Origin of the sequence: Aurantimonas sp. 22II-16-19i (genome assembly GCF_002088275.1) — a bacterium.
Taxonomy (GTDB): Bacteria; Pseudomonadota; Alphaproteobacteria; order Rhizobiales; family Rhizobiaceae; genus Jiella.
Map to the genome: position 1 here is coordinate 238,349 of NZ_AQQS01000001.1, position 26,017 is coordinate 264,365.

The following is a 26,017-nucleotide window of genomic DNA, read 5'->3' on the forward strand; positions in this document are numbered from 1 at the left end:
AGCAACCTTCTCGCCGGCCCAAGCCCTCTTCGTGCGGGGCCCGCGGACATCATCGCTCGCGCGGTCGTCGGTAGCACGGTCGTCGGTAACGCGATCATCGGCGGCTCGATCGTCGGGCGGCTCGATGCTGTGTGCGATCCAAGGCTCCGGAGCCCGGAACCAGGGTCGCGCCATCCACCCGCTCGGGCAGGCTCGGCCGCCACGGCCGCCACGGCCTCGCCACCGCGTCACCGCGTTCGACTGTCCATGCAACCCTGCCCCGGCCGGCCGCGTCAGTTCTGTGACGGGAACACGCCTTCGGTGACGACGCACCAGCGGATCGCAAGATAGGGGCTCTGACGCTCGAAGGACTGGCCGTTGCCCGTGGCATCCAAGGTCACGCCGATGCTGTCGGCATTGAGCGCCTGGTCGGGGGTCTCGCCGTTGTAGATCGCGAGGCCCTGGCTGGACTGGGCAAGACCCGCCCCAACCGGCGCGGCGATGCTCGCCGCGGCGCCATTGGCCTGCAGGACGCCACTCGCACCATGATTGTGAGGCGGCATGGTGTTCTGGGTGAGGGTCACGGTCGAACTGCCGCCGCGCTGGCCGAGGACGTAGGACGGCAATCCGGGACCCTGGCCGAGATGGACCGTCTCGACGCCCCGCATGTCCGGAAGCGCGAAGGTCGTCTGGCCATCCCCGCCATAGGTCGTACCCAGCAGCGCGAACAGCGCGTCGTTGCCCGAGATGCCCATGATCCGGCCATCGGCGTCCAGCGTGCCGCGCGGACAGAACGTTCCACCGATCGGCAACACCTGGGCGAGGTAGTACTCCTGGGCCACGGCCGGCGTCGCGGCGAGCCCCGCCAGGGCGGCAATGCCGGCGCAGATGGTCGTCCGCCGGGGCGCCCGGAGAAAGTTGGGCAAGAATCGTTCGCTTTGCATGGTGTCTCTCGGCTCGACGTTCGAGTTCCTGTCTTGCGGTTTCCTGTCTTGCGGTCGCATTTCGAGGCACCTTCCCCGGTAGCGTCTCACGACGCCCGGCATGGCCAGCGCCCCCTTGCCGGATCGCTCAGTCGTTCCGGCAAGGGGTCGCACCGGTCATGCCCGGCCCGCCGACGGTCAGTTGCGCGGGGGAAAGATGCCGACCGTGGCGATGCACCAGCGCAGGGTCAGGAACGGCGTGCGATTGTCGAAAGGCTGGCCATTGCCGGCGCTCGCCACCGTCACCTGGACGGATGCCGGATCGAGCGCCTGATCGATCGCGCCTCGCGTGCGATAGATGCTTCCCCCGGTGGATGCGGCGAGGCTGGCGCCGGTCGGGTTGCTGCCGGAGGCGTTCTGGCCCGACGCATTCAGCGTGGCGGTGGCTCCATGGGTGTGCGCGGGCAGGTTGTGAGCCGTCAGCGTCGTCGAGACGGTGCCGCCCACCTGCCCCTGAGCGTAGGACGGCAGACCCGGCCCCTGCCCCAGCGCGATCGGGACGCGGCCGCGCAGGTCCGGCAGGGCGAAGGTCGTCTGGCCGTTGCCGCCATAGGTGACGCCGACCAGGGAAAACAGGGCCGTGTTCTGCGCGATCCCCAGGATCTGACCACTGGCCTCGAATGTCCCGCGCGGACAGAAGCTCGCCGCGGTCAGCATCATCTGGCCGATATAGGGATCGACCTGGGCCGACGCCGTGTGCGCGCCGAAACCGATGACGGCCGACATTGCCGCAGCGATAGCTGCAACGCGCGAAGCACATCTCGAAGTCATGGAAAATCTCTCGCTGCAATCGAAATCCACATGAACACTATGCCTGATTTTAACTCGCAGGGGAATGGCCATGCATGCAATAAATTGAACAACAGTTTAAATTACCGACTGTATCATCGGAGATTATCCCGAGGAAGAACCGGCGCCTGCAGCGGGACATCGAGGGCCTCGTCGCAGGATGCGTCGATGCGATCCGGGACAGCCTTGCATCGGCCGCGCGACAGGCCCGGTGCGACGCATCGGTTCATGCGCTGGCAGACACCGTCTGCTGCCGGCAATCGGAGGCCGGAAGCTGACGCGGCCGCTTGCCAATCGACCGGCCGGGTGCGACGGAAACGGGTATCGCCGGAAGGATTGGGCCTTTCGGCGACGTCGTTGCAGGGAGACAAGCCTTGACCGTGATCCGCGCCGCCGTTCTCAACGCCTCGCCCGTCCAGCCGCCATTCGCCGAGACGCGGCCGCTCGCCATCGAGACGCTGACGCTGGATGCGCCCGGCCGCGGCGAGGTGCTGGTCCGGGTCAAGGCGGCGGGCCTGTGCCATTCCGATCTCTCCGTCGTCAATGGCGCCCGGCCGCGGCCGGTGCCGATGGCGCTCGGCCACGAGGCGGCGGGGGTCGTCGAGGCGCTCGGCGAGGGCGTCGACGATCTCGCCGTCGGCGACCATGTCGTCATGGTCTTCGTCCCCTCCTGCGGCCATTGCGGCCCCTGCGCCGAGGGGCGGCCGGCGCTGTGCGAGCCGGGTGCGGCCGCCAACGGCGCCGGCACGCTGATCGGTGGAGCCATCCGCCTGAAGCATCGGGGCGAGCCCGTGCATCACCACATCGGCGTCTCGGCCTTCGCCGAAGCGGCGGTCGTCTCGCGCAACTCCCTGGTGAAGATCGACAGGGACCTGCCCTTCGAACACGCCGCCCTGTTCGGCTGCGCGGTGCTCACCGGCGTCGGCGCCGTCGTCAATACGGCGGGCGTCAGGGCCGGCCAGACGGTGGCGGTCGTCGGCCTCGGCGGGGTGGGCCTCGCCGCCCTCCTCGGGGCAAGGGCGAGCGGCGCCGGCGCGATCGTCGCCGTCGACCCCATCCCGGAGAAGCGCGCGCTGGCGCTGGAACTCGGCGCGAGCCATGCGATCGACCCGCGCGAGGACGGGGCGGACGCCCGGGTGAAGGCGCTGACCGGCGGCGGCGTCGATGCGGCGATCGAGCTTGCCGGTTCGGTCCCCGCCCTCGACTTCGCCTATCGCATCACCCGGCGCGGCGGCCTGACGGTCACCGGCGGCCTCGCCGCCCCGACCGAGCGCCTGGCGCTCGCCCCGGTCACCCTCGTCGCCGAGGAGCGCACGCTGAAGGGCAGCTATATCGGCAGCTGCATTCCGAGCCGGGACATCCCCCGCTACGTCGCGCTGTTCAAGGCCGGGCTGCTGCCCGTCGACCGGCTGCTCACCAGCCGGGGCCGCCTCGACGACATCAACGCGGCGCTGGACGCGCTCGCCGAAGGACGCACCGTGCGCCACGTCATCGAGATGTGAGGCAGCGGTCCGCCGGGGAGCCTCCGCCGGAACGACCGCGCAGGCTCAGGCGCCCCGGTGCCCCGTCAGCCGAACTTGCGGGCCGCGTCGATGCCGAGCCCCAGCCCGACCGAGCCGAAGGCGTCGGACTGGGCGATCTTGGCACCCGAGAAGCGGGCGACCGCCGCCGCCCTCACCGCCGGCACCTGCGCGCCGCCGCCGGTCAGGATCACCGTCTCGATCGCCTCCGCCGTGACGCCGGCCTCGCTCAGCGCCGCGTCGATCGCCCCGCCGATGCGCGCCACGAGATCCTGCGTCGCCGCCTCGAAGGCTTCGCGAGTCGTCGTGGCGTCCAGCTTCAGCCCCGGCTCGGCAAGAACGACGGCGGCCTCCGCCTCGTCGGTGAGCGCGATCTTCGCCGTCTCAACGGCGCCGGCGAGCCGATGTCCGGAGCGGTGCTCGAGGAGATGGGCGAAGCGGGCGAGCTTCTCCGGCTCCGCCGCCTCGCGCTCCAGCGAGCGGATGTCGCGGGCGATCGCCGGCGTATAGAGCGTGTTGATCCGGTGCCAGGTGGCCATGTCGTTGAAGTACCAGACCGGCAGGCGCCGCTTGCCGTCGGCGGTCGAGGAACCGAGGCCGAAATGCGGCATCACCTCGGCGATCGACAGGAGACGGTCGAAATCCGTGCCGCCGACATGGACGCCGGTGAAGCTCAGGATGTCGGCAAGGCGGTCCTTCGCCCGCGCCCGCTCGGGCGACAGGCGCACCACCGAGAAGTCCGACGTGCCGCCGCCGATGTCGACGACGAGGGCGAGTTCCTCGGTGCTGATCCGGCTCTCGTAATAGAGAGCGGCGGCCACCGGCTCGAACTGGAAGGCGATGTCGGAAAAGCCGACGCCCCGCGCCGCCGCCTCGAGCTGGTCCTGGGCCGCCTGGTCGGCGACGTCGTCGCCGTCGACGAAGCGCACGGGCCGGCCGAGCACCACCTGGTCGAGGGCGATGCGCCCTTCCCCGGCCGCCTCGCACCTCATGGCTTCCGCCTCCAGCTTGCCGCGCAGATGGGCGAGGAAGCGGCCGATCAGCTCGACGAAGCTCAGCCGCTCGCGCCCGACCCGGGTCGTCTCCTCCATCAGCGAGGAACCGAGCACCGACTTCAGCGCCCGCATGAAGCGCCCCTCGGCCCCGTCGACATATTCGAAGACGGCGGCGCGGCCGAAGCGGGTGATGCCGTCCTCGAAGGAGAAGAACAGCGCCGAAGGCAGCGTCGGCGCGTCGCCCTCGACGGCGAGGAGCCGCGGCCCGGTGTTGCCTCCGGCGGCCGGAGCGAGGCCGAGGGTCGAGTTGGTGGTGCCGAAATCGAGGCCGGCGAAGATCTGGGACATGGTGCAATCTCGGCTTGGAATCAGGGCGCGCTCGCCCTCGTTGACCGAAGGCGATGACGAAGGGGTGACACGGGACGGAACCGGGACGTCGGTCGAAAGCGTGGCCGGAAACGTCGGACGCGACGGCCGGGCGAGCGGCGTCTCTAGCCGAAGCGGCGGTCGATGAGAACCCTGCCTGCAGCGAAATGCTGCAGTGCCGCGGAACCGGCGGCCCCAACCTTCGCATTGTGCCTCAGGCGGCGGCCGGATATCCCTTGCGGCACCGCATCCCCGCCTCACCACCGACACGGACCGCCGCCCATGTCCCTGCCCGACGGCTTCACCGACATCCCGCCCGGCAAGATCGCCGCCATCGCCACCATCCTGGAGCGCCGCGAGCCGCCCACGAGCCAGGCCTTCACCAGCGAGGGGCGGCCCGGCTGGCGCTTCGAGCGGACCGAACGTCCCGACCTCGACTGGTACACCCGGCTGCTGCGCCGGGTCGGCACCAACCATCTCTGGTACCAGCGGCTGATCCTCGGCCCCGAGGCGATCGCCGCAAAGATCGCCGCTCCGGCAACCGTCATCCATGCCCTCGTCGTCGACGGCGAGGCGGAGGGCATCGCTGAGCTCGACCTGTCGGAACCGGGGGCCGCCGAGCTGGTCTATTTCGGCGTGACGCCCGACCTTGCCGGCCAGGGCGCGGCGCATTTCATGATGGAACGGCTGATCGCTGCGGCCTTTTCGGATCCGATCGACCGGCTCTGGCTGCACACCAACACGATCGACCATCCGCGCGCGATGGCCTTCTACCGCCGCGCCGGCTTCACCCCGGTGCGCCAGATGCTGGAGCTGGCCGACGACCCACGGCTGCTCGGCCTGTTTCCCAGCGACGCGGCGCCGCAGGTGCCGCTGTTCCCGCGTCCCGAGGAAGAGTGAGGCGCGTGAGGCGCGCCCTCGCCGCGCCGCCGCAGCCCGGCCCGAACGCCGAGCCGGGGTCAGAGCGACGCGGTGATGCCGCCGTCGACGAAGATGGTGGTCCCGTTGACGAAGGACGAGGCATCGGATGACAGGAAGATCGCCGTGCCGACCAGCTCCTCCACCTTGCCCCAGCGCCCCGCCGGCGTGCGCTTGGAGAGCCAGGCGGTGAAGTCCGGATCGTCGACCAGGGCCTGGTTCAGCGGCGTCTCGAAATAGCCCGGCGCAAGGCCATTGCACTGCAGGCCGTATTTCGCCCAGTCGGTGGCCATGCCCTTGGTCAGATTGGCGACGGCGCCCTTGGTCGCCGTATAGGGGGCGATGCCGGGCCGCGCGAGGGCGGTCTGCACCGAGCAGATGTTGACGATCTTGCCGCGGCCCCGGCCGATCATGTGCCGCGCCACCGCCTGGCCGACATGGAAGACACCGGCGATGTTGGTCTGCAGCAGGCGCTCGAAGCCGTCCGCCGGAAACTCCTCCAGCGGCGCCCGCTGCTGCATGCCGGCATTGTTGATGAGGATGTCGATGGCGCCGACTTCGGTCTCGAACCGGTCGACGGCAGCCCTCACCCCGGCATGATCGGTGACGTCGAAGACAAGCTCGCTCACTTTCCCGCCCGCCTCGCGCAGGCTCTCCGCCGCTCCGGCGAGCTTGGCGGCGTCACGGCCGTTGAGGACGATCTCGGCGCCGGCTCCGGCCAGCCCCTTTGCCAGTGCGAGGCCGATCCCTTGCGAGGAGCCGGTGATCAGGGCGCGGCGGCCGGTGAGGTCGAACAGCGAAAGACTCACGACGATGGATCTCCCTCTTCTCCGGCGGCCGCATGGCGCAGTAACCGGCGGTGATTCCCCCGACCCATCCCGCCGGGCGACATGCGAAACACCCGATCCGGCAGCCGCCGCCATGCCGGTTCTGCATGGCATATGTGCGTTTCTGATGGACCGTCCAGGCATTCTGCGCGCCGGAGCGGCAGTTGCGGGCGCGACCAGTTCCGACCGCCACCTGCATTTCGAATCGAAACGGCCGGCGATGAACGCCGGCCGCTGGATGAGACGAAAGAGCAGGATGGCGGTCCGATGCGCCCCTATTCGCGGTATTCCAGCATGTCGTTGTAGCGCAGCGCCAGCATCGTGCAGATCGCGCCCGACAGGAGATAGAGCCCCGCCGCCACCAGCCCCAGGTGATAGGAGAGATAGAGCGCGATGAACGGCGCGAAGCCGGCACCGAACAGCCAGGCAAGGTCGGAGACCAGCGCCGAGCCGGTGTAGCGGTAGTGCCGGGGAAAGTTCGAGGCGACGACGCCCGAGCACTGGCCGAAGGACACGCCCAGGAGCATGAAGCCGAAGACCATGTAGATTAGCTCGCCGGCAGCGCCCTGGGACAGGAGTGACGGCGCGAAGCCACTGAAGACGGCGATCAGCAGCGCGCAGATCCCCAGAAGGTTGCGTCGGCCGTACTTGTCGGCAAGGAAGCCCGAGGCGACGATGGCGATCGCTCCGATCACCGCGCCGACGGCCTCGATGATGAGGAACCAGGTCACGCTCTCGTCGGTGAAGAGGTCGACCCAGGACAGCGGAAACACCGTCACCATGTGGAACATCGCGAAGCTCGCCAGCGGCGCGAAGGCCCCGACGATGATGAAGCGGCCATAGCGGCGGAAGGTCTTGCGCACCCGCGTCGCCTGGATCTCCCGGCGCTCGAACTGGTGGACGTATTCCGGCGTCGCGACGATGCGCAGCCGTGCGAACAGCGCCACCACATTGATCGCGAAGGCGACGAAGAACGGGAACTGCCAGCCCCAGGCGTAGAACTCCTCGGCGGGCAGGAACCCATGGAAGAAGGCGAACAGACCGGCCGCGACGATCAGGCCGAAGGGGGCGCCGAGCTGCGGGATCATCGCCCACCAGCCGCGCTGGTTCTCCGGCGCGTTCATGGCGAGCAGCGAGGCCAGCCCGTCCCATGTCCCGCCGAGCGCCACGCCCTGGCCGATCCGCAACAGCGCGAGCAGCCAGATCGCCAGCGCCCCGACGTCCTGGTAGTCCGGCAGGAAGGCCACGAGCACCGTCGAAGTCCCCAGCAAGAACAGGGCGATGGTGAGCTTGGTCGCCTTGCCGTAGAGCCGGTCGATGGTCATGAACAACCATGTGCCGAAGGGCCGCGCGATGAAGGCGAGCGCGAAGATGGCGAAGGAATAGAGGACGCCCGTCACCGGATCGACGAAGGGAAACACCCTCGCCGGAAACACCAGCACGGAGGCGATCGCGAACACGAAGAAGTCGAAGAACTCGGACGTTCGCCCGATCACGACCCCGATGGCGATCTCGCTGGGATTGAGGGCATGCCCCTGGGCATCGGTCGCGCCCGAGGAACCGGAGAACTGGGGAGAGGCAACAGTTTCGCTCATTTTGCGATCCCAAGCACGAAACGGGGTGAAGCGGCAAGCGTCCGAAGATTAAGGACCCGTAACCTAATGCCGCAGTGCGGAAAAGGGGGTTGAGGCACCGCCGGAATTGTTCAATACCAGCGCCGGGTGGCAGTCCATGTCGGGTTTCAGACCGCCAGCCGACCACTCCATGTCAGAACAATACGGGGCCGCTCCATTGCGTCCGTTTCGACTTCTCGCCGTCTTGGCGCTTCCATTCATCCTGAGCGCCTGCAGCTCTCCCCTGCTGTTTCCGGACGGCGACATCGCCGCGCGGCAGCGCGACATGCTGCTCATCGCCACCGGGCTGATGCTGCTGATCATCCTGCCGGTCCTGTTCATGTCGCTGTACTTCCCGTGGCGCTACCGGGCGAGCAACAAGGATGCGACCTACGACGCCGACTGGGATCACTCGACCAAGCTCGAACTGGTGATCTGGACGGGGCCGCTGCTGATCATCATCGTCCTCGGCGCCGTGACCTGGGTCGGCACCCATCTGCTCGATCCGTACCGGCCGCTCGACCGGATCACCACCAGCGAGAAGGTGGCGCTGCACGAGGAACCGCTCGAGGTGCAGGTGGTGGCGCTGAACTGGAAGTGGCTGTTCATCTATCCGCAATACGGCGTCGCCACGGTGAATGAGCTCGCCGCCCCGGTCGACCGGCCGATCCGCTTCGACCTGACGGCGGAATCGGTGATGAACGCCTTCTACGTGCCGACGCTCGCCGGGATGATCTATTCGATGCCGGGCATGGAGACCAAGCTCCACGCGGTGATCAACAAGCCCGGCGTCTATGCGGGCTTCGCCTCGCACTACAACGGCGCCGGCTTCTCCAACATGGGCTTCAAGTTCTACGGCCAGGAGGAGAAGGACTTCGACGCCTGGATCGCCAACCTGAAAGCCTCCGGCAACGCCCTCGACAAGAAGGCCTATCTCGACCTCGCGAGGCCGAGCGAGGCGGCTCCGGTCGAGTATTTCTCCTCCGTCGACGACGACCTCTTCACGCGCATCCTCGGCATGTGCGTGAAGGACGGCAAATTGTGCATGCAGCAGATCATGATGATGGATGCCGGCAAGGCGGAGCCCGGCCGCAACGTCCCGATCGACCAGCTGACATACGAGGCCTACGACCTCGACGTCTACGGCCACGAACTCGGCGGCAGCGAGGCCCAGGGGGCGACCGCGCCGGCGACGGACCGGCTGCCGCACAGCGACGAGAGGAAACCCGACGCAGCGACCGGCAAGGACAGCGCCGCTCCGCCGCAGCTCAATGCCGAATGACGACGAACGGCCCCGGCATGAGCCGGAGCGGATGAACAGAGATCAAGAGACAAATCCATGCTGGGCAATACGGATCTCACGCGGCTGATATTCGGGCGCCTGACGCTCGATTCCATCCCGTATCACGAGCCGATCCTGGTCGCGACGTTCATCGCCGTGGTGATCGGCGGAGGCGTCGTCGTCGGCGCCCTCTCCTATTTCAGGCTGTGGGGCTACCTCTGGAAGGAGTGGTTCACCAGCGTCGACCACAAGCGCATCGGCGTCATGTACATCGTGCTCGCCATCGTCATGCTGCTGCGCGGCTTCGCCGACGCGATCATGATGCGGACGCAGCAGGCGATGGCGTTCAACGGCTCGGACGGATTCCTGCCGGCCCATCACTACGACCAGGTCTTCTCCGCCCACGGCGTGATCATGATCTTCTTCGTGGCGATGCCGCTGATCGTCGGGATCATGAATATCGTGGTGCCGCTGCAGATCGGCGCGCGCGACGTCGCCTTCCCGTTCCTCAACAACTTCTCCTTCTGGATGACCGCCGGCGGCGTCATCCTGGTCATGGCGTCGCTGTTCATCGGCGAGTTCGCCCGCACCGGCTGGCTGGCCTTCCCGCCTTTGGCGGATGCCGCCAACAGTCCGGGCGTCGGCGTCGACTATTACATCTGGGGCCTGCAGATCGCCGGTGTCGGCACATTGTTATCGGGCGTGAACTTCCTGGTGACGATCATCAAGATGCGCGCCCCCGGCATGACGATGATGCGCATCCCGATCTTCACCTGGACGTCGCTTTGCACCAACATCCTGATCGTCGCCTCCTTCCCGGTGCTGACCGCCGTCCTCGGCCTCCTGTCGCTCGATCGCTACGTGGGAACGAACTTCTTCACGAACGATCTCGGCGGCAATTCGATGATGTATTTCAACCTCATCTGGATCTGGGGCCATCCGGAGGTCTACATCCTCATCCTGCCGGCCTTCGGCGTCTTCTCCGAGGTCACCTCGACCTTCTCCGGCAAGCGCCTGTTCGGCTACACCTCGATGGTCTACGCGACGGTGGTCATCACCATCCTCGCCTATCTCGTCTGGCTCCACCACTTCTTCACCATGGGCAACGGGGCGAGCGTCAACTCGTTCTTCGGCATCACCACGATGATCATCTCGATCCCGACGGGCGCGAAGATCTTCAACTGGCTGTTCACGATGTATCACGGCCGGGTGCGGTTCGAGCTGCCGATGCTCTGGACCATCGCCTTCCTGGTGACCTTCACCCTCGGCGGCATGACCGGCGTGCTGCTCGCCGTTCCGCCGGTCGACTTCGTCGTCCACAACTCGCTGTTCCTCGTCGCCCACTTCCACAACGTGATCATCGGCGGCGTGCTGTTCGGCATGTTCGCGGCGATCAACTACTGGTTCCCGAAGGCCTTCGGCTTCAAGCTCGACGTCTTCTGGGGCAAAGTGAGCTTCTGGTTCTGGGTGATCGGCTTCTACTTCGCCTTCATGCCGCTCTATGTGCTCGGCCTGATGGGCGTCACCCGGCGCCTGCGCGTCTTCGACGATCCGTCGCTGCAGATCTGGTTCCTCATCGCCGCCTTCGGCGCGGCGTTGGTGGCCATCGGCATCGCCGCCTTCCTGGTCCAGATCTTCGTGTCGATCCGGAACCGCGAGGCGCTCGCCGACACGACGGGCGACCCGTGGAACGGCCGCACGCTCGAATGGGCGACGTCCTCGCCGCCGCCCCACTACAACTTCGCCTTCACCCCCGTCGTGCATGACCTCGACACCTATGCCGACATGAAGAAGCGCGGGTTCGAGCGGCCGATGCACGGCTTCAAGCCGATCCACATGCCGAAGAACACCGGCGCCGGCGTCGTCATCGCCGCCCTCGCCACGCTCTGCGGCTTCGCCCTGATCTGGTACATCTGGTGGCTCGCAGCCGTCAGCTTCGTGGCGATGATCGCCGCAACGATCTGGCACACCTTCAACTACGACCGGGACTACTACATCCCGGCGGAGGAGGTCGCGGCGTCGGAACGCGCCTACGCCGACTCCCTGGCGGCGCGGAGCTGAACGATGGCGCAGGCAACCCTTCACGACGAGGCCGGCGCGCCGGTCTACTACCAGCTCGAAGAGCACGAGCATGAACCGGGAGCGAGCACCATGCTCGGCTTCTGGATCTATCTGATGAGCGACTGCCTCATCTTCGCGATCCTGTTCGCGACCTACGGCGTCCTTGCCGGCGCCTATGCGGCGGGGCCGCGCCCGGAGGAGATCTTCGAACTGCCGCTGCTCGCGGTGAACACGGCGATGCTGCTGTTCTCCTCGATCACCTACGGCTTCGCGATGATCGCCATGCAGAACCGCAACAAGCGCGCGGTGCTCGGCTGGCTGGCCGTCACCGGCCTGTTCGGCCTCTGCTTCGTCGGCATCGAGCTCTACGAGTTCGCGGTGCTGTTCCACGAGGGTGCGACGCCCCAGCGCAGCGCCTTCCTGTCGGCGTTCTTCACCCTCGTCGCCACCCACGGGCTGCACGTCTCCTTCGGCATCCTCTGGATGGTCGTCCTGATGGTGCAGGTGGGCAAGCTCGGGCTGATCGACGCCAACCGGCGCCGCCTGATGTGCCTGTCGATGTTCTGGCACTTTCTCGACGTCATCTGGATCGGCGTCTTCACCTTCGTCTATCTCATCCGGGTGATCTGATGAGCATTTCGCCTCACGCTTCCAGCCCCTCCCATGGCGACCACGATCACGGCGGCCATCACGAGAGCGGCCAGTCCCACTCGACCATGCGCGGCTACCTGACGGGCTTCGGCCTGTCGGTCGTCCTCACGGCCATCCCGTTCTGGCTGGTCATGGCGCGGCCGATCGAGGACGTCGTCCTCACCGCCAGTCTCGTGGTCCTGCTGGCGGTCGCCCAGATCTTCGTCCACATGATCTACTTCCTCCACATGGACGCCAAGTCCGAGGGCGGCTGGACGGTGATGGCGCTGATCTTCACGCTCGTCATCGTGGTGATCACCATCTCCGGCTCGCTGTGGGTGATGTACCACCTCAACAGCAACATGATGGCGATGGACGGCGGCATGCCGACGGAGGGCATGCAGATGGATGGGGGCCAGATGGACCACGGCCAGATGAACCAGGGCCTGTCGATGGACGGCAAGTCCGACGCCCAGACCGGTGGCAATGCCCCGGCAGCCGCCCCCGGCAACGACGGCGGCATGGCGCCGATGACCATGGACAGCATGGGCGGCCACGACATGGACGCGCATGACACGGGCGCCGGCGCGACTGGCAGCCAGAGCGGCACGGATGCCGGTAGCGGTGCCGGTGCTGGTGCCCATGCCCATGGCGGCGAGAGCGGTACGACCCCCGGAGACATCGACGGGAACGACACGCAGCAGCAGGGCTTCGCCGTCACTCCCCAGTGACGGCCGCATGGAGGCCGACGAACGGAGCGCTTCCAAGTGACCGACGAGGCGAAGGATCAAGACGGTGGGGGCCGCAAGCACCGCCGCCGCGGCAGGCTCGGCCTCGTCCTTCTCGCCGTGGCCGGCGTCCTGCTCTTTGCCGCCTTCACGGCACTCGGGCTCTGGCAGCTCGAGCGCCGGGTCTGGAAGCTCGACCTGATCGCGGCGGTCGAGGAACGGGTGGCCGCCCGTCCCGTCCCGGCTCCCGGTCCCGCCGACTGGCCCGCCCTCGCCTTCGACACGGACGAGTACCGCCATGTGACGGCCACCGGCCGCTGGGAGGCCGGCAAGAGCGTCTTCGTCCAGGCCTCGACGGACTATGGCGGCGGGTTCTGGTTGATGACGCCGCTACGCGAGGAGCGCGGCTTCACCGTCCTCGTCAATCGCGGCTTCGTCCCCGCGCGGGATTTTCCCGCCGATCGGGGTCTTCCTGGCGAGGCGACGACCGTCGCCGGCCTGATGCGGATGAGCCAGCCGGACGGCGCCTTCCTGCGCTCCAACGATCCTGCCGGCGGGCGCTGGTATTCCCGTGACGTCGCCGCCATCGCCGCGACCGAGGGTCTGGCGGAACCCGTCGCACCCTATTTCATCGACGCCGGCTCGCCCCTTGAGCGAGCCCCCCTCCCCAATGTCGAGATGGGCGCGCCGGTCGGCGATGTCGCCTATCCGGTCGAGGGGCTGACCCGCACCGATTTCCGCAACCAGCATCTCCAATATGCGCTGACCTGGTTTGCGCTGGCTGGCCTCGTCCTCGTCGCGGGCGTCATCGTCATCCGGCAGGAGAAGCGCCGGAAGGGATGAGCGACGAGCCGCAGGAGATGCGGCTCGCATCGCCGGCTGCGCAGCGTGGCATGGGCGCTTCCATGCCGGGCCGGCCCGGCAGCCTCTGCCGTCGGGCCGGCTGCCGCCTCACCCCAGGACGCCGAGAACCGCGATGCAGTCGCCGGCCTTGACGAGGCCGGGGAAGTGCCGGGCGACGAGGATGCCGTCCATCTTGGCGGTGTAGGTGTAGGGCTCCTGTCCCGTCCGGTCGATCGGCCAGGACCGGCCGATCGGCTGGCCCTGCCGCACCGGATCGCCGAGATCGACCAGCGGCTCCATCAGACCGTCGATCTCCGAGAAGGTGAAGCAGCGGTCGTCCGGCATGTCGAGCCAGCGGGTCTCGCGGATCTCCGGCTCGCCCTTGAGGATGCCGGCGTGCCGCAGGAGGTCGGTGACGCCGCGCTTGGCAATCCCGGCGGTGCGGGCGCTGGCCGTGCCGCCGCCGCCGAGCTCGGTCGTCACGAACACCTTGCCCATCGCCTCCGCCGTCGTGTCGAACATGCCGACCGCGTCGATCTCCAGCATCTTCACCGAATAGGGCGCGCCGAATGCCCGCACGGCGGCAAAGCATGCCGCCTCCTGCTGCTTGTCGTCGAGCACATGGGCCGCGGCGAAGGGCAGGAAGTCCAGCGTCTTGCCGCCGGAGTGGAAGTCCAGCACGATGTCGGCCATCGGCAGGAGGCTGCGGGTGACGAAGTCGGCGATCTTCTCGGTCGGCTGGCCGAAGGGGCGCCCCGGAAACGACCGGTTGAGATTGCCCTTGTCGATCGGCGAGGTGCGCGACCCGGCCCGGAAGGCCGGGTAGTTCAGCGCCGGCACGATGATGATCCGGCCCGTCACCTCCGAGAGGTCGAGGTTGCGGGCGAGGTCGAACAGCGCGATCGGCCCCTCGTATTCGTCGCCGTGATTGCCGCCGGTCAAAAGCGCCGTCGGCCCGTCGCCGTTCTTCGCGACGGTGATCGGCGTCAGGATCGAGCCCCAGGCGCTGTCGTCGCGGCTGTAGGGCATGCGCAGGAAGCCATGGTGGATGCCGTCGGTGTCGAAATCGACCTTGGCGACGACGGGCGATGGCGGCAGCTCCGCCATCGGTTCGGGTCCGAACATGATGGTCAGTCCTTGACGAAGAGCTTGCGCGGCACGTTGGCGAGCAACTCGTAGCCGGTCTCGGTGATGGCGAGGCTCTCGGTGATCTCGAGGCCCATGTCCTCGAGCCAGAGGCCGGTCATGAAGTGGAAGGTCATGCCGGGTTTCAGCTCGGTCCGGTCGCCGGGGCGAAGGCTCATGGTGCGCTCGCCCCAGTCCGGCGGATAGCTGATGCCGATCGGATAGCCGGTGCGGTTGTCCTTGACGATCCCGTATTTCTTCAGGACATCGTAGAACGCGTTGGCAATGTCCTCGCAGGCATTGCCGGGTTTCGCCGCTGCAAGGCCGGCTTCCATGCCTTCCAGCGTCGCCTTCTCCGCGTCGAGGAAGGCCTGGCTCGGCTTGCCGAGGAACACCGTTCGCGACAGCGGACAGTGATAGCGGTTGTAGCAGCCGGCGATCTCGAAGAACGTTCCCTCGCCGGTCTTCATCGGCTTGTCGTCCCAGGTGAGATGCGGCGCCGAGGCATCCGCGCCGGAAGGCAGCAGCGGCACGATCGCCGGATAGTCGCCGCCGAACCGGCCGTCGGGGCCGTCGACGCCCCTCGTGCCGGCATCGTAGATCTCGGCGACGAGATCGCATTTGCGCATGCCGGGCTCGATCACGTCGACGATGCGCTGGTGCATCGCCCCGACGATCCGCCCCGCGATGCGCATGTAGTCGAGCTCCTGCGCGCTCTTGACCGCACGCTGCCAGTTGACCAGCGCGGTGGCGTCGGTAAAGCGCGCCTCCGGCAGGTCCCGGCGCATCGTCTCGAAGGCGGCGGCGGAGAACCAGTAATTGTCCATCTCGACGCCGATGGTCAGGCGGTCGAGGCCGCGCTCCTTGATCAGCGCCGCGAGCGCCTGCATCGGATGGCGCACGGCCGACTGGACGTAGTGATCGGCATAGCCGACGATGTCGTCGTGGCCGAGATAGGCGGTGCGCTTGGCACCGTTGGCGTCCTGGCCGCGGCCGAACCAGATCGGGTCCCCCTCGGGCGGCACCAGGACGCCCTGATGGACGTAGAAGGACCAGCCGTCATAGCCGGTGAGCCAGGCCATGTTGGAGGGGTCGGAGACCCACAGGGCGTCAACGCCCTGCTGCTCCATGGCGCGGCGGGTCTTGGCAAGCCGCGCGGCATATTCCTCGCGGGTGAATTTCAGCTGGGGCGCCGACATCGGGCCGTCTTTCCTGTCAGGTTGCAAAGGGAGTGCCGCGGTCGCCGGAGAGCGACCGGGCATGAGCGAGGGTGGCGATCGCCGTGTCCTGGACGCCGGTTCCGGTGAGGTCGGCGATGGTGATCGCCTCCCGCGATGTGCGCCCCCCGGCGAGCCCGGCGACGATCGCGCCGAGTTCCGGGAAGGCCGCATCGGCCGCGATCAGGCCGGCGGCGATGGCGTGGTGGAGTTCGCCGAGCCGCCGGGTCTGCTTCAGGCTGTCGGCGACGTAGAGGTCGGCGCGGGCGAGTGCCGCCGGCTCGACCTCGTTCTTGTGCTCGGCATCCGAGCCCATGGCGGTGACGTGCTGGCCGGGCTGGAGCCAGTCGGCCATCAGGATCGGCGTCTCGGAGGGGGTCGTGGTGACGACGATGTCGGCGCCATCGACGGCGTCGCGGCCCCCAGCCACGGCCGTCACCGAGAGGCCGAGCTCGGCGGAAAGCCCGGCCGCCACCTGTTCCGCCCTGGCACCGTCGCGCGCCCAGATCCGCGCCTCGCGGATCGGCCGCACCAGCGCCAGCGCCTGGAGCTGCAGCCGGGCCTGGACGCCAGCGCCGAAGATCGCAGCGACCGAGGCGTCTTCCCGCGCCAGCTGCCGGGCGGCGACGGCCCCGGCGGCGGCGGTCCGGACGTCGGTGAGATAGCCGTTGTCGAGGAACAGCGCCTCGACGAGGCCGGTCCTCGCCGAAAGCAGCATCATCAGACCGTTGACGCTGGGCAGACCCAGCTTCGGATTGTCGAAGAAGCCGGGGCTGACCTTGATGGCGAAACCCGACAGGCCCGGCACATAGGCGGTCTTCACGTCGACCTCGCCGCGATGCTCGGGAATGTCGAGGCGCATGATCTCCGGCATGGCGACCGGCTTCGTCGCCAGCGCCAGAAAGGCCGCCTCGATGGCGTCGATGGTCTCGACGTCGAGGGTGACGAATTGCCGAAGCTCGGCCTCGGTGAGGATGCGGATCTGCGGCATCAGGCGGAACCCTCCAGACCATTGGCCCCGGCGACGATGCGGGCATGCAGGTCCATGGCGATGTTGCGGCCGGACAGCACCGCGACGGTCGGGCCGCGGATCTCGATCCTGCCGGCGAGGAGCGCGGCGATGCCGACGGCGGCCCCGCCCTCGACGATCTCGCGCTCCTGGAAATAGGCGTGGCGGATGCCCGCCGCGATCTCGGCTTCGGAGAGCAGCACCACCTCGTCGACGAGATCGCGGACCATCGCAAAGGTCAGCCGGTTGGCAAGGCCGATGCCGCCGCCGAGGGAATCGGCGAGCGTCGGCAGTTCCTCGACCTCGATCGGATGGCCAGCCACAAGGCTCGCCTGCATCGCCGCGCCGCGGGTCATGGAGATGCCGACGATCCGGGTCTTCGGCGACCGCGCCTTCACGGCCGCCGCAATGCCGGCGATCAGCCCGCCTCCCGACAGCGGCACCAGCACGGTGCGGACCTCGGGCAGGTCCTCGACGATCTCGAGACCGATCGTGCCCTGCCCGGCGATGATGTGCGGATGGTCGAAGGGCGGCAGCGGCATCATTCCCTCCTCAAGCACCAGCCGGTCCACCTCGACCTGCGCGTCGTCCTGGCTCTTGCCAACCACGCGCAGCTCGGCGCCGAGCGCGGTGATGGCGTCCTTCTTGTTCTGTGGCACGAGGTTCGACAGGCAGACGACGCAGCGCGCGCCGGCGGTCTTGGCGGCATGGGCGAGCGCCCGGCCGTGATTGCCGGTGGAGGCGGCGACGACGCCCCGCTCGCGTTCCTCGCCGGACAGCGAGAGCACCGCGTTCGTCGCCCCGCGCAGCTTGAAGGCGCCGGTCTCCTGCCAGTGTTCGAGCTTCAGATGCACCGGGACGCCGCAAAGCTCCGACAGCGCCGCCGAGCGCTCCAGCGGCGTGCGGCGGACATGGCCGGCGATCCGCCGGGCAGCCTCCTCGATGTCTGCGATCGCGACCACTGCGCCCGTCATGTCACGCCGCCTTTGCCAGCGTGTGGCCGAACAGCCGCCCGGCATTCGCCAGCTTCGGCGCGGCTTCGCAGTGGTGGAGGCATTCCCAGATCGTCGCCTGGTTGGAGGTGACGACCGGCCGGCCGATCCGGCCCTCGATCTCGGCGACGACCGAAACGGCCCGCAGCGCCGTGCAGGAGATGAACAGCGCCTCGGCGTCGTCGGGCATTGCGGCGACCGCCGCCTCGACCAGCGCCGCGCGCGAGATCCGCGCCATCACCCGGTCGTCGTCGAAGCCGAGGCAGGTGACGGCGGCGAGCTCGAAGCCCTTGGCCTCGACATAGTCGGCGAGCGGCCGGGTGGTCGCGGCGAGATAGGGCGTCAGCATGGCGATCCGGCGCGCGCCGAGCGCCGTCAGAGCCTTGGCCGCGGCAAGCGCCGGCGTCACGACGGAGACCCCCGGCTTGCCGGCCTGGACCGCTTCGGTGACGGCGAGGTCGCCGATCACCGCGGAAGCCGAAGAGCAGGAGAAGCAGACCGCATCGAGAGCCGAGCCCGGCAGGATCGCGGCCGCCGCCTCCGCGAGGCGCGGGCGCATGGCGAGGAGGTTTTCCGGCGTCGTCGGATTGGCGTATTCGATGCGGTTCGCATAGACGCCGATCCCCTCTCCGGCGACGAGCCGGGCGAAATCCGTCTCGGTCGTGTGATCGGTGGACAGGAGGATCAGGCCGACCCGCCGTGCGATCGGCCGCTCGTCGAGGTTCACTGCAGACGGCGAAAGCTCCCGCATCGTCGTCATGTCGCCGCCCTGCCGCGCTTGCCGTAGCTGCCGAAGCGCCGCTCCAGATACTTGACCCCGACCACGGCGACGAGGCTGATCACCAGGAAGAACACGCCGACGAGGGTGATCGGCTCGACATAGCGGTAGTTGTAGTTGGCGATCGAGCGGGCCTGGTTCATCAGTTCGAGGACGGTGATCGCCGAGAGCAGCGGCGTCTCCTTGAACATGGCGATCAGGTAGTTCGCCAGCGCCGGGATCACCGGCATGATCGCCTGGGGCAGGACGACGTGGCGCCAGGTCTGGCGGTAGGAGAGGTTGCAGGCCTTGGCCGCCTCCCACTGGCCGCGCGGCACGTTGTCGATGCCGGCCCGGTAGACCTCCGAGGTGTAGGTCGCATAGTGCAGGCCGAGACCGATGACGCCGGCCGCCAGCGGCCCCAGCGTGATGCCCGCCTCCGGCAGGATGTAGAACAGGAAATACAGCTGCACGAGCAGCGGCGTGCCACGCACGAACTCGACGAAGCCGGCGGTGGGCCGGGAGACGAAGCCGTTTTGCGAGCGACGCATCATCGCGAAGACGAGGCCGAGCGTCACCGCCAGGAGATAGCCGAGCAGCGTCGCGATGATGGTGATCTTGGCGCCCTCGGCGAGGGTCGGCAGGATCTGCCAGACGAATGGCCAGTCCCATTCCATGAGCGGTGCCCTCCCTTAAGCCCGAACGCCGTCGAGGCCGCGCGACAGGCGCTTTTCCAGGGACCGCACGGCGAAGCTGATCACCGATGCGATGGCGAAGTAGAGAAAGAGGATGGTGATGAAGGGGATCGCCGTATTGCCGGTCTGGGCGCGGACCACCTGCGCCTGGAAGGTCATGTCGGAGAGCGAGATCAAAGAGACGATCGCCGTGCCCTTCAGAAGTTCGATGGCGTTGTTGCCGAAGGTCGGCAGCATGATGACGAAGGCCTGGGGCAGGATGACGTGGCGCATCGTCTGGTAGCCCGTCAGGTTGACCGCGACGGCGGCCTCCTTCTGGCCCTCGTCGACCGCCTGGATGGCGCTGCGCACCACCTCGGCGCCATAGGCCCCGACATTCAGCCCGAGGGCGAGGACGCCCGCCTGCATGGGGCTGAGGGTGAAGCCCATCAGCGGCAGGACGTAGTAGATCCAGAACAGCTGGACGAAGATCGAGGTGCCGCGGAAGAACTCGATGTAGCCGACCGAGATCCAGCGCACCGCGGCATAGGGCGAGATCCGGCCGAGGCCCGCGAGGATCGCGACCGCCAGCGCGAAGGCGCAGCCATAGACGGTGAGCTGGATGGTGATCCAGGCACCGTGAAGAATGAGCTGCATGTAGCCGAGCCACATCTCCATGAAGGTCCGGGTCCTCGAAGGGTTGGTGTTGTCGATCGGCCGTCAGCCAAGCTGGCACTGGGCCGCGTCGTTCGAAGGGCCAAGAGACGAGCGGCCTTCGACGCGGCGCCATCTCAGATTCCCGCTCTCCGGCATTCCTGATCTCGGTGGGCCCTATTGGACGATGACTTCCGCGGAGACTTCGGATTGCCGGACCGCAAAGCTGAAGGCACCAGCCCGACGCGTCGTCATTCCCGGAACGGGGCCCTACGAGATTCCCACATCTCAGCGGGGCTTCGTTTGTTGGCCGATGCCAAGCGGCGTCTGCGTGGACGAAGGGTGGCGAAACCTCGCAGCTTCGTCATTCTCGGGACGGGGCCCGAAAATGACGACGCTTTAACTGTCGCGGCGAGCCTTGGCCGAAAGAAGCTCATCCCTCCGACGCCTGCCTTGCGGAAACGCGCCGCCACGAAATGAGACTTCAATATCGACGAAGCGAGCGCCGCCGGAGGGCCGCCGCGTTCAGGGCGACCCTCCGGACCAACTTACTCCGGCGTCGAGCACAGCTTCTCGCGGGAGGTCTTCATCGCCGCCGCGGCCGAGAAACCGTAGGGCTCGATGAGGGCGGCGAACTCGCCGGATTCCTTCAGCTCGGCGAGCCCCTTGTCGAAGGCGTCGCGCAGCGCCGTCTGGTCTTTGGCGAAGGCCGCGCCGTCGCAGGCGATGGGCGAATCCTCGACCGGGGCGATGACCTCGACGCCGTCACCGGCCTTCTTGGCGAGCGAATTGATCGACAGGACGGGCAGCGAATAGACGTCGATGCGGCCCTGCTCCAGCATGGTCAGGCCGCTCTGGGGATCGGGCACGACGATGACGCGGCTGCGCGGCACGCCGGCTTCCAGCGCCAGCCGCTCCTCGGTGCCGCCGCCGGGCGCACCGATTGTGGCATCGGCGCTGTCGGCGATCGACTTGAAGGTGGTCAGGCCCTTCGGATTGCCCTTCTTGACGAGGAAGGCCTCGGCATCGCAGAGCACCGGCTCGGAATAGGCGACGGCGTTGCAGCGCTGCGGCTTCATGAAGAGGCCGGCGGTGACGGCGTCGAAGCGGCCCGCCTGCAGGCCCGGGATCATCGCGCCATATTCGGAGACGACCGGCTCGAGGTTCTCGATGCCGAGCTTCTTGAACACCGCCCGGGCGACGTCGGGCGCGGCGCCGGACACGGTTCCGTCGGACTTCAGCTCGGTATAGGGCGGCTCGTTGCCGATGGCGACGCGCACCGAGCCCTTCTCCTTCAGCTGCTCGAGGGCGTCCTGCGCCATGGCGGGCGCGGTGCTGGCGGCGGCGAGGCCGGCGACGGCAACGCCGAGGACAGCGCGGCGGGACAGGGAGATCAGGCGGTTCATGGCAACTCCGTTGGGTTGGGATTGGGGTGTCATGGTCGTCTCGGCGAGACCGGCATGCCGGCCCTGCCGGCTAGTGGGCGGCCAGCACCTTGCGCAGGAAACTCTGGGTGCGCTCGTGGCTGGGATTGGTGAAGATCTCGGCGGGCGGGCCGTCCTCGATGATGTGGCCACTATCGAAGAACAGCACCCGGTCGGCGAAATCCCTGGCGAAGTTCATCTCGTGGGTGACCAGCAGCATCGTCATGTCGGTCTCGGCGGCCAGGCGGCGCATGACGTTCAGCACCTCCTCGACCAGCTCGGGATCGAGCGCCGAGGTCACCTCGTCGAACAGCATGATCTTGGGGCGAAGCGCGCAGGCCCGGGCGATCGCGACGCGCTGCTTCTGCCCGCCGGACAGCTGGGACGGCATGGCGTTCGCCTTGTCGGCGAGACCCACCATGTCGAGGAGTTCCATCCCACGCTTCTCGGCGTCGGCCTTAGCGACGCTCTGGGTCAGGATCGGCGCCAGGGTGACGTTCTGCAGCACCGACTTGTGGGGAAACAGGTTGAAATGCTGGAACACCATGCCGATCTTGCGGCGCATCTCGTGGAGATGCTTCTCGTTGGCCGCAACGAGGCCGTTGCCGCGCGGCATGTGAAACAGGTAGTCACCGTCGACGGTGATGCGCCCCTCGGAGGGATGCTCCAGCGTCATCAGCATGCGCAGGATGGTGGTCTTGCCCGATCCGGACGGCCCGATCAGCGCCAGCTTCTCCCCGGGCTTCACCTCGAAGGACAATTCGTCCAGCACGGTCAGCGAGCCGAAGCGCTTGGTCACGGATTCGAGCTTGATGATGGGTTCGACCACGCACGGCCTCGGTCTTCGGGTTTCGAAGACCTAGGATGTGGCGCAGAAGCAAATCATGTCAATCGGGAAAATTAAACCAGTACAATAATCCGGCTCCTGCCACGGGATCGGGCAGGACAGCCGGGAATCCGACGTGCGCCTGCCTAGATCGCGAGCAGCAGCGGCTCCGGCGCCGCGCGGTAGAGGCTTGCGACGATCCGCAGGCCGGAGCGCAGCTCGGTCTCGCTCGACGCGCCGACGGCGATGCGCACCGCCGGATGATCGTGGCGACCGATCTGGAAGCTGCGCCCCGGCGCCAGCGCCACGCCGCGCAGCCGCGCCTGGGCGACGAAGATCTCCTCCTCGGCGCGGCTGGCGAGCGGCAGCCAGACGTGCAGCCCCTGCGGATGGGCGCCATGGGGGATGTCCTCGAGCATGCTCGCGACGATCGCCTGCCGCTTCTTCAGCGTCGCCCTCTGCCAGCGCACGAGCTCCAGGGCGGTGCCGTCGCGCACCCAGCGCGAGGCGATCTCGGCGAGCAGCGGCGTGGCGATCCAGTGGCTGACCAGATGGCGGTTGGCGACGGCCGGCATCAGCCGGTCGGGCGCGACGAGATAGCCGGTGCGAAGGCCCGGCAGCACCGTCTTGGTGAAGCTCGTCACATAGAGCGTGCGCTCCGGCGCCAGCGCCGCGATCGGCGGCGGGCGATCCTCGATCAGCGGGCCGAGCGGGTCGTTCTCGATGATCGTCAGGCCGTGCTGCCGGGCGACCTCGATCAGCGCCTCGCGCCGTTCGAGGCCCATCATCGAGGCGCAGGGATTGATCGGCGAGGGCTGCAGGAAGACCGCCCGCACGTCCTCCTGCCGGCACAGCGCGGCCAGCGCCTGCGGCACCATCCCCTCCCCGTCGATGGTGACGCCCGCCATCTTCAGCCCGAGATAGCTCGCGAGCGGTACCAGCGTGTGGTGGCCGACGGTCTCCGTCGCGATCACCGTGCCGGTGGAAGCGGCACTCATCATCGCGACGGTCATGCCGGCCGTCGCGCCATTGGTGAGGACGACGTTGCCGGGCGAGACGGTCAGCCCGCAGTGACGCAGCCATTCGGTGGCGACGATCCGGTGGCCGGGAAAGATGACGTTCGGACGGAACGACAGAGCCGCGCTCGCCGGCAGATCCGTCGCCATCTCGGCGAGCACCGCCTTCATCCGGTCGAGATGCATGGTCTCGCAGACCGGCTTGAGGATCGACAGATCCACGACCTCGCCCGGCCGCTCCTGGAGATAGGGCACCTCGCCCGCCGGCTCCTGGCGCCGGACGAAGCTGCCGCGGCCGGTCTCGCCGGAGACGAGGCCGCGGCGGATCAGCTCCTCATAGGCACGGCTGACCGTCTGCACCGAGATCCCCAGGTCATGGGCGAGGATGCGGTGCGGCGGCAGCTTGACGCCGTTCGCCAGGTGCCCGTCGCCGATGGCGCGGGCGATCTGGTCGGCGAGCGACTGATAGACCGGCCGATGCAGCGCGGTGGGATCGAGAAAAGGCATTGTCATGAAAGCACTCTTTCGCAAATCATGTCGTTCGGCAATATGGTGCCATATCGCTCATCGGGGAATTCCACGCCAATGCCGCCCATCAAGCTCGATCCGATCGACCTGAGGATCCTCGACGCGATCCAGCGCGAGGGGCGCATCACCAAGCTGAAGCTGGCGGAAAGGGTCGGTCTCTCCCCGACCCCCTGCTGGAACCGGCTGAAGCGGCTGGAGGAGGCGGGCATCGTCACCGGCTACCATGCCCGCATCGCGTGGCGCCTGGTCGCGCCGCAGACCGGCGTCATCGTCGAGATCACCCTCGGCCAGCATCGCCAGGCCGATTTCGACCGCTTCGAGAAGGTGGTGCGGGAGGCGCGGGAGGTCGTCGCCTGCTGGTCGGTCGGCGGCGGCGTCGACTATGTGCTGAAGATCGCGGCCGCCGACATCGATGCCTATCAGCGGCTGATCGACGGCTGGCTCGAACGCGAGATCGGCATCGCCCGCTACTTCACCTACATCGTCACCCGGACCGTGAAGGAGGCGGAGGGGTGAATGCGGGGCTATGGCCGCCGGCCCGCGAAGCTGGGCCGGCCCAACCGGCATCCGATGAGCCGGCAAACGACCGACAGCCCGGAGAGAGACTCTCTCCCAAAGCCTGACACTTCAGTCCAGACAGGCGGTCGTGGGCGCCGGTTCAGCCCGTTCCTCCGGCGCCGAGCCCTTAAGCTCATGGCCATGCCGGTCCCCGATGCCGGCTTTTCGCCCGTTCGCGGGGAAATCTCCGGAGGTCATCCCATGAGTGCCGTCTTCGCCCGCGACGAACGTCATCCCGCCATCGCGCTTCTGGCCGATCCCCGGCTCCTGCGCGACAACGCCTATGTCGACGGCCGCTGGACCCGCGGCCGCAGCGGCGCGACCTTCGCCGTCACCGATCCGGCCAGCGGCGTCACCCTCGCCCATGTCGCGGCCCTCGACGCGGCGGCGACGACGGCTGCGATCGACGCGGCCGATGCGGCGTTCTCGTCCTGGAAGGCGATGCTGCCCCAGCAGCGCGGCGCAATCCTGAAACGCTGGAACGACCTGATCCTGGCGGCCAAGGACGACCTCGCCCTCCTGATGGTGCTGGAACAGGGCAAGCCGCTCGCCGAGGCGCGCGGCGAGATCGACTATGCCGCCTCCTTCGTCGACTACTATGCCGAGGAGGCCAGGCGCGTCTCCGTGGAGAGCGTCGCCAGCCACCTGCCCGGCGCGGCGATGAGCGTGTCGCGGGTGCCGGTCGGCGTCGCCGGCCTCGTCACGCCCTGGAACTTCCCCGCCGCCATGCTGACCCGCAAGGCCGCCGCCGCCCTTGCCGCCGGCTGCACGGTCGTCGCCCACCCCTCCGCCGAGACGCCGCTCTCGGCCCTCGCCCTGGCCGAACTCGCCGAGCGGGCGGGCTTCCCCGCCGGCGTCTTCAACGTCGTCACCGGCGATGCCGCGACCATCGTCGGTCGCATGTGCGCCGATCGCCGCGTCCGGGCGATGAGCTTCACCGGCTCGACCGAGATCGGCCGGCTGATCGCCGCGCAATCGGCGCCGACGGTCAAGCGGCTGGTGATGGAGCTCGGCGGCCACGCGCCGCTGATCGTCTTTGCCGACGCCGATCTGGACCGCGCCGTCGCCATCGCCATCGACGCCAAATTCGCCACCTCCGGCCAGGACTGCCTCGCCGCCAACCGCATCTATGTGGAGCGGCCGGTCTATGAGGAATTCGCCCGGCGCTTCGCTGACAAGGCGGCCGAGCTGACAGTCGGCAACGGCCTCGACGACGGCACCGACATCGGGCCTCTGATGCACGAGCGGGCGATCGCCAAGGTCGAGGCGCAGGTGAAGGATGCGAAGGCCCGCGGCGCAAGGCTGCTGACCGGCGGCACCCGCGATGCGGCCGGGCCGCTGTTCTACCGGCCGACCGTCCTCGCCGACGTCCCGGAGAGCGCCGCGATCATGCGCGAGGAAACCTTCGGCCCGGTCGCGGCGCTGACGCCCTTCGAGACCGAGGACGAGGTGATCGCCCGGGCCAATGACAGCGAATACGGGCTCGTCGCCTATGTGGTGACGAGGGACGGCGCGCGCGCCGCGCGGTTGTCGGCGGCGCTCGACTACGGCATGGTCGCGGTCAACCGGGTGAAGATCACCGGCGCGCCGGTCCCGTTCGGCGGGGTCAAACAGTCCGGCCTTGGCCGCGAAGGCTCGCGCCACGGCCTCGAGGCCTTCACCGACGTCAAATATGTCTGCGCCGATCTCGCCTGATCCGGCCC

At 68.1% G+C, this 26,017-nt stretch carries 23 protein-coding genes and 1 pseudogene; 9 read left to right on the forward strand and 15 right to left on the reverse strand.

What is annotated here, in order from left to right; genetic code table 11:
* Positions 1 to 272: 272 nt before the first annotated feature.
* On the reverse strand, positions 273 to 905 hold the full coding sequence (locus ATO4_RS01125) for a tail fiber protein (RefSeq protein ID WP_176222815.1): 633 nt from the start codon (positions 903 to 905) through the stop codon (positions 273 to 275).
* A gap of 195 nt (positions 906 to 1,100) precedes the next feature.
* A complete protein-coding gene (locus ATO4_RS01130) occupies positions 1,101 to 1,805 on the reverse strand; it encodes a tail fiber protein (RefSeq protein WP_210191003.1) in 705 nt (234 codons plus the stop codon).
* Positions 1,806 to 2,131: 326 nt separating this feature from the next.
* Between ATO4_RS01130 and ATO4_RS01135 the strand changes: the two genes are divergently transcribed.
* Positions 2,132 to 3,253: a zinc-dependent alcohol dehydrogenase family protein gene (locus ATO4_RS01135; protein ID WP_210191009.1), complete on the forward strand. Its 1,122-nt coding sequence runs from the start codon at positions 2,132 to 2,134 to the stop codon at positions 3,251 to 3,253.
* Positions 3,254 to 3,318: 65 nt separating this feature from the next.
* Here the strand turns inward: ATO4_RS01135 and ATO4_RS01140 are convergent, their stop codons facing one another.
* The gene (locus ATO4_RS01140) at positions 3,319 to 4,614 is read right to left on the reverse strand and encodes an Hsp70 family protein (RefSeq protein ID WP_083589547.1); all 1,296 of its coding nucleotides are present in this window, start codon (positions 4,612 to 4,614) and stop codon (positions 3,319 to 3,321) included.
* A gap of 300 nt (positions 4,615 to 4,914) precedes the next feature.
* Here ATO4_RS01140 and ATO4_RS01145 point away from each other — a divergent pair, with 300 nt between their 5' ends.
* Positions 4,915 to 5,532, forward strand: a complete 618-nt coding sequence (locus tag ATO4_RS01145; RefSeq protein ID WP_083589548.1) for a GNAT family N-acetyltransferase — start codon at positions 4,915 to 4,917, stop codon at positions 5,530 to 5,532.
* A gap of 59 nt (positions 5,533 to 5,591) precedes the next feature.
* On the opposite strand, the gene ATO4_RS01150 is transcribed toward ATO4_RS01145, so the two are convergent.
* Together ATO4_RS01150 and ATO4_RS01155 are read right to left on the reverse strand one after the other, a co-directional pair.
* Positions 5,592 to 6,359, reverse strand: coding sequence for an SDR family oxidoreductase (locus ATO4_RS01150; protein ID WP_083589549.1), 768 nt, complete (start codon positions 6,357 to 6,359; stop codon positions 5,592 to 5,594).
* A 293-nt stretch (positions 6,360 to 6,652) separates the two neighbouring features.
* Positions 6,653 to 7,972: an MFS transporter gene (locus ATO4_RS01155; protein WP_083589550.1), complete on the reverse strand. Its 1,320-nt coding sequence runs from the start codon at positions 7,970 to 7,972 to the stop codon at positions 6,653 to 6,655.
* A 223-nt stretch (positions 7,973 to 8,195) separates the two neighbouring features.
* On the opposite strand from ATO4_RS01155, the gene cyoA reads away from it, so the two are divergent.
* From cyoA to ATO4_RS01180, 5 genes and pseudogenes are all read left to right on the forward strand, one after another.
* Positions 8,196 to 9,272 (forward strand): ubiquinol oxidase subunit II, encoded by a 1,077-nt coding sequence (gene cyoA / locus ATO4_RS01160; protein ID WP_245308504.1) that lies wholly within the window; start codon positions 8,196 to 8,198, stop codon positions 9,270 to 9,272.
* A 57-nt stretch (positions 9,273 to 9,329) separates the two neighbouring features.
* Positions 9,330 to 11,333, forward strand: a complete 2,004-nt coding sequence (cyoB, locus tag ATO4_RS01165; protein WP_139802178.1) for a cytochrome o ubiquinol oxidase subunit I — start codon at positions 9,330 to 9,332, stop codon at positions 11,331 to 11,333.
* Between the two features lie 3 nt (positions 11,334 to 11,336).
* Positions 11,337 to 11,963 (forward strand): cytochrome o ubiquinol oxidase subunit III, encoded by a 627-nt coding sequence (gene cyoC, locus ATO4_RS01170; RefSeq protein ID WP_083589552.1) that lies wholly within the window; start codon positions 11,337 to 11,339, stop codon positions 11,961 to 11,963.
* Positions 11,963 to 12,331 (forward strand): annotated as a pseudogene (gene cyoD / locus ATO4_RS28205) (cytochrome o ubiquinol oxidase subunit IV); the annotation flags it as partial. The gene cyoC and the pseudogene cyoD, both read left to right, overlap by 1 nt.
* A 399-nt stretch (positions 12,332 to 12,730) precedes the next feature.
* Positions 12,731 to 13,534 carry an SURF1 family protein gene (locus ATO4_RS01180; protein WP_083589554.1) on the forward strand — a complete coding sequence of 268 codons (804 nt, stop codon included), beginning with the start codon at positions 12,731 to 12,733 and terminating at the stop codon, positions 13,532 to 13,534.
* A 108-nt stretch (positions 13,535 to 13,642) separates the two neighbouring features.
* Here ATO4_RS01180 and doeB read toward each other — a convergent pair whose 3' ends face one another.
* From doeB to ATO4_RS01230, 10 genes are all read right to left on the reverse strand, one after another.
* Positions 13,643 to 14,641: a N(2)-acetyl-L-2,4-diaminobutanoate deacetylase DoeB gene (gene doeB, locus ATO4_RS01185; protein WP_083589825.1), complete on the reverse strand. Its 999-nt coding sequence runs from the start codon at positions 14,639 to 14,641 to the stop codon at positions 13,643 to 13,645.
* 23 nt (positions 14,642 to 14,664) lie between these two features.
* On the reverse strand, positions 14,665 to 15,858 hold the full coding sequence (gene doeA / locus ATO4_RS01190) for an ectoine hydrolase DoeA (protein WP_083589555.1): 1,194 nt from the start codon (positions 15,856 to 15,858) through the stop codon (positions 14,665 to 14,667).
* A gap of 16 nt (positions 15,859 to 15,874) precedes the next feature.
* The gene (eutC, locus tag ATO4_RS01195; RefSeq protein WP_083589556.1) at positions 15,875 to 16,867 is read right to left on the reverse strand and encodes an ectoine utilization protein EutC; all 993 of its coding nucleotides are present in this window, start codon (positions 16,865 to 16,867) and stop codon (positions 15,875 to 15,877) included.
* Positions 16,867 to 17,859: a hydroxyectoine utilization dehydratase EutB gene (gene eutB, locus ATO4_RS01200; protein ID WP_083589557.1), complete on the reverse strand. Its 993-nt coding sequence runs from the start codon at positions 17,857 to 17,859 to the stop codon at positions 16,867 to 16,869. Before eutB ends, eutC begins: the two co-directional genes overlap by 1 nt.
* A gap of 1 nt (position 17,860) precedes the next feature.
* Complete coding sequence (gene eutA, locus ATO4_RS01205) at positions 17,861 to 18,637, reverse strand: ectoine utilization protein EutA (protein ID WP_139802179.1); 777 nt, start codon at positions 18,635 to 18,637, stop codon at positions 17,861 to 17,863.
* Positions 18,634 to 19,311, reverse strand: coding sequence for an ectoine/hydroxyectoine ABC transporter permease subunit EhuD (ehuD, locus tag ATO4_RS01210; protein WP_083589558.1), 678 nt, complete (start codon positions 19,309 to 19,311; stop codon positions 18,634 to 18,636). The genes eutA and ehuD overlap by 4 nt, the downstream gene beginning before the upstream one ends.
* A 15-nt stretch (positions 19,312 to 19,326) precedes the next feature.
* Positions 19,327 to 19,986, reverse strand: a complete 660-nt coding sequence (gene ehuC / locus ATO4_RS01215) for an ectoine/hydroxyectoine ABC transporter permease subunit EhuC (RefSeq protein WP_083589559.1) — start codon at positions 19,984 to 19,986, stop codon at positions 19,327 to 19,329.
* Between the two features lie 524 nt (positions 19,987 to 20,510).
* A complete protein-coding gene (gene ehuB / locus ATO4_RS01220) occupies positions 20,511 to 21,368 on the reverse strand; it encodes an ectoine/hydroxyectoine ABC transporter substrate-binding protein EhuB (RefSeq protein WP_083589560.1) in 858 nt (285 codons plus the stop codon).
* 70 nt (positions 21,369 to 21,438) lie between these two features.
* Positions 21,439 to 22,215: an ectoine/hydroxyectoine ABC transporter ATP-binding protein EhuA gene (gene ehuA / locus ATO4_RS01225; protein ID WP_083589561.1), complete on the reverse strand. Its 777-nt coding sequence runs from the start codon at positions 22,213 to 22,215 to the stop codon at positions 21,439 to 21,441.
* Positions 22,216 to 22,358: 143 nt separating this feature from the next.
* Positions 22,359 to 23,741 (reverse strand): PLP-dependent aminotransferase family protein, encoded by a 1,383-nt coding sequence (locus tag ATO4_RS01230; protein ID WP_083589562.1) that lies wholly within the window; start codon positions 23,739 to 23,741, stop codon positions 22,359 to 22,361.
* Positions 23,742 to 23,822: 81 nt separating this feature from the next.
* Between ATO4_RS01230 and ATO4_RS01235 the strand changes: the two genes are divergently transcribed.
* Entirely contained in the window at positions 23,823 to 24,272 is a 450-nt protein-coding gene (locus ATO4_RS01235) for an Lrp/AsnC family transcriptional regulator (protein ID WP_083589827.1), read from the forward strand.
* Between the two features lie 243 nt (positions 24,273 to 24,515).
* Positions 24,516 to 26,009, forward strand: a complete 1,494-nt coding sequence (locus ATO4_RS01240) for an NAD-dependent succinate-semialdehyde dehydrogenase (RefSeq protein ID WP_083589828.1) — start codon at positions 24,516 to 24,518, stop codon at positions 26,007 to 26,009.
* Positions 26,010 to 26,017: the final 8 nt, after the last annotated feature.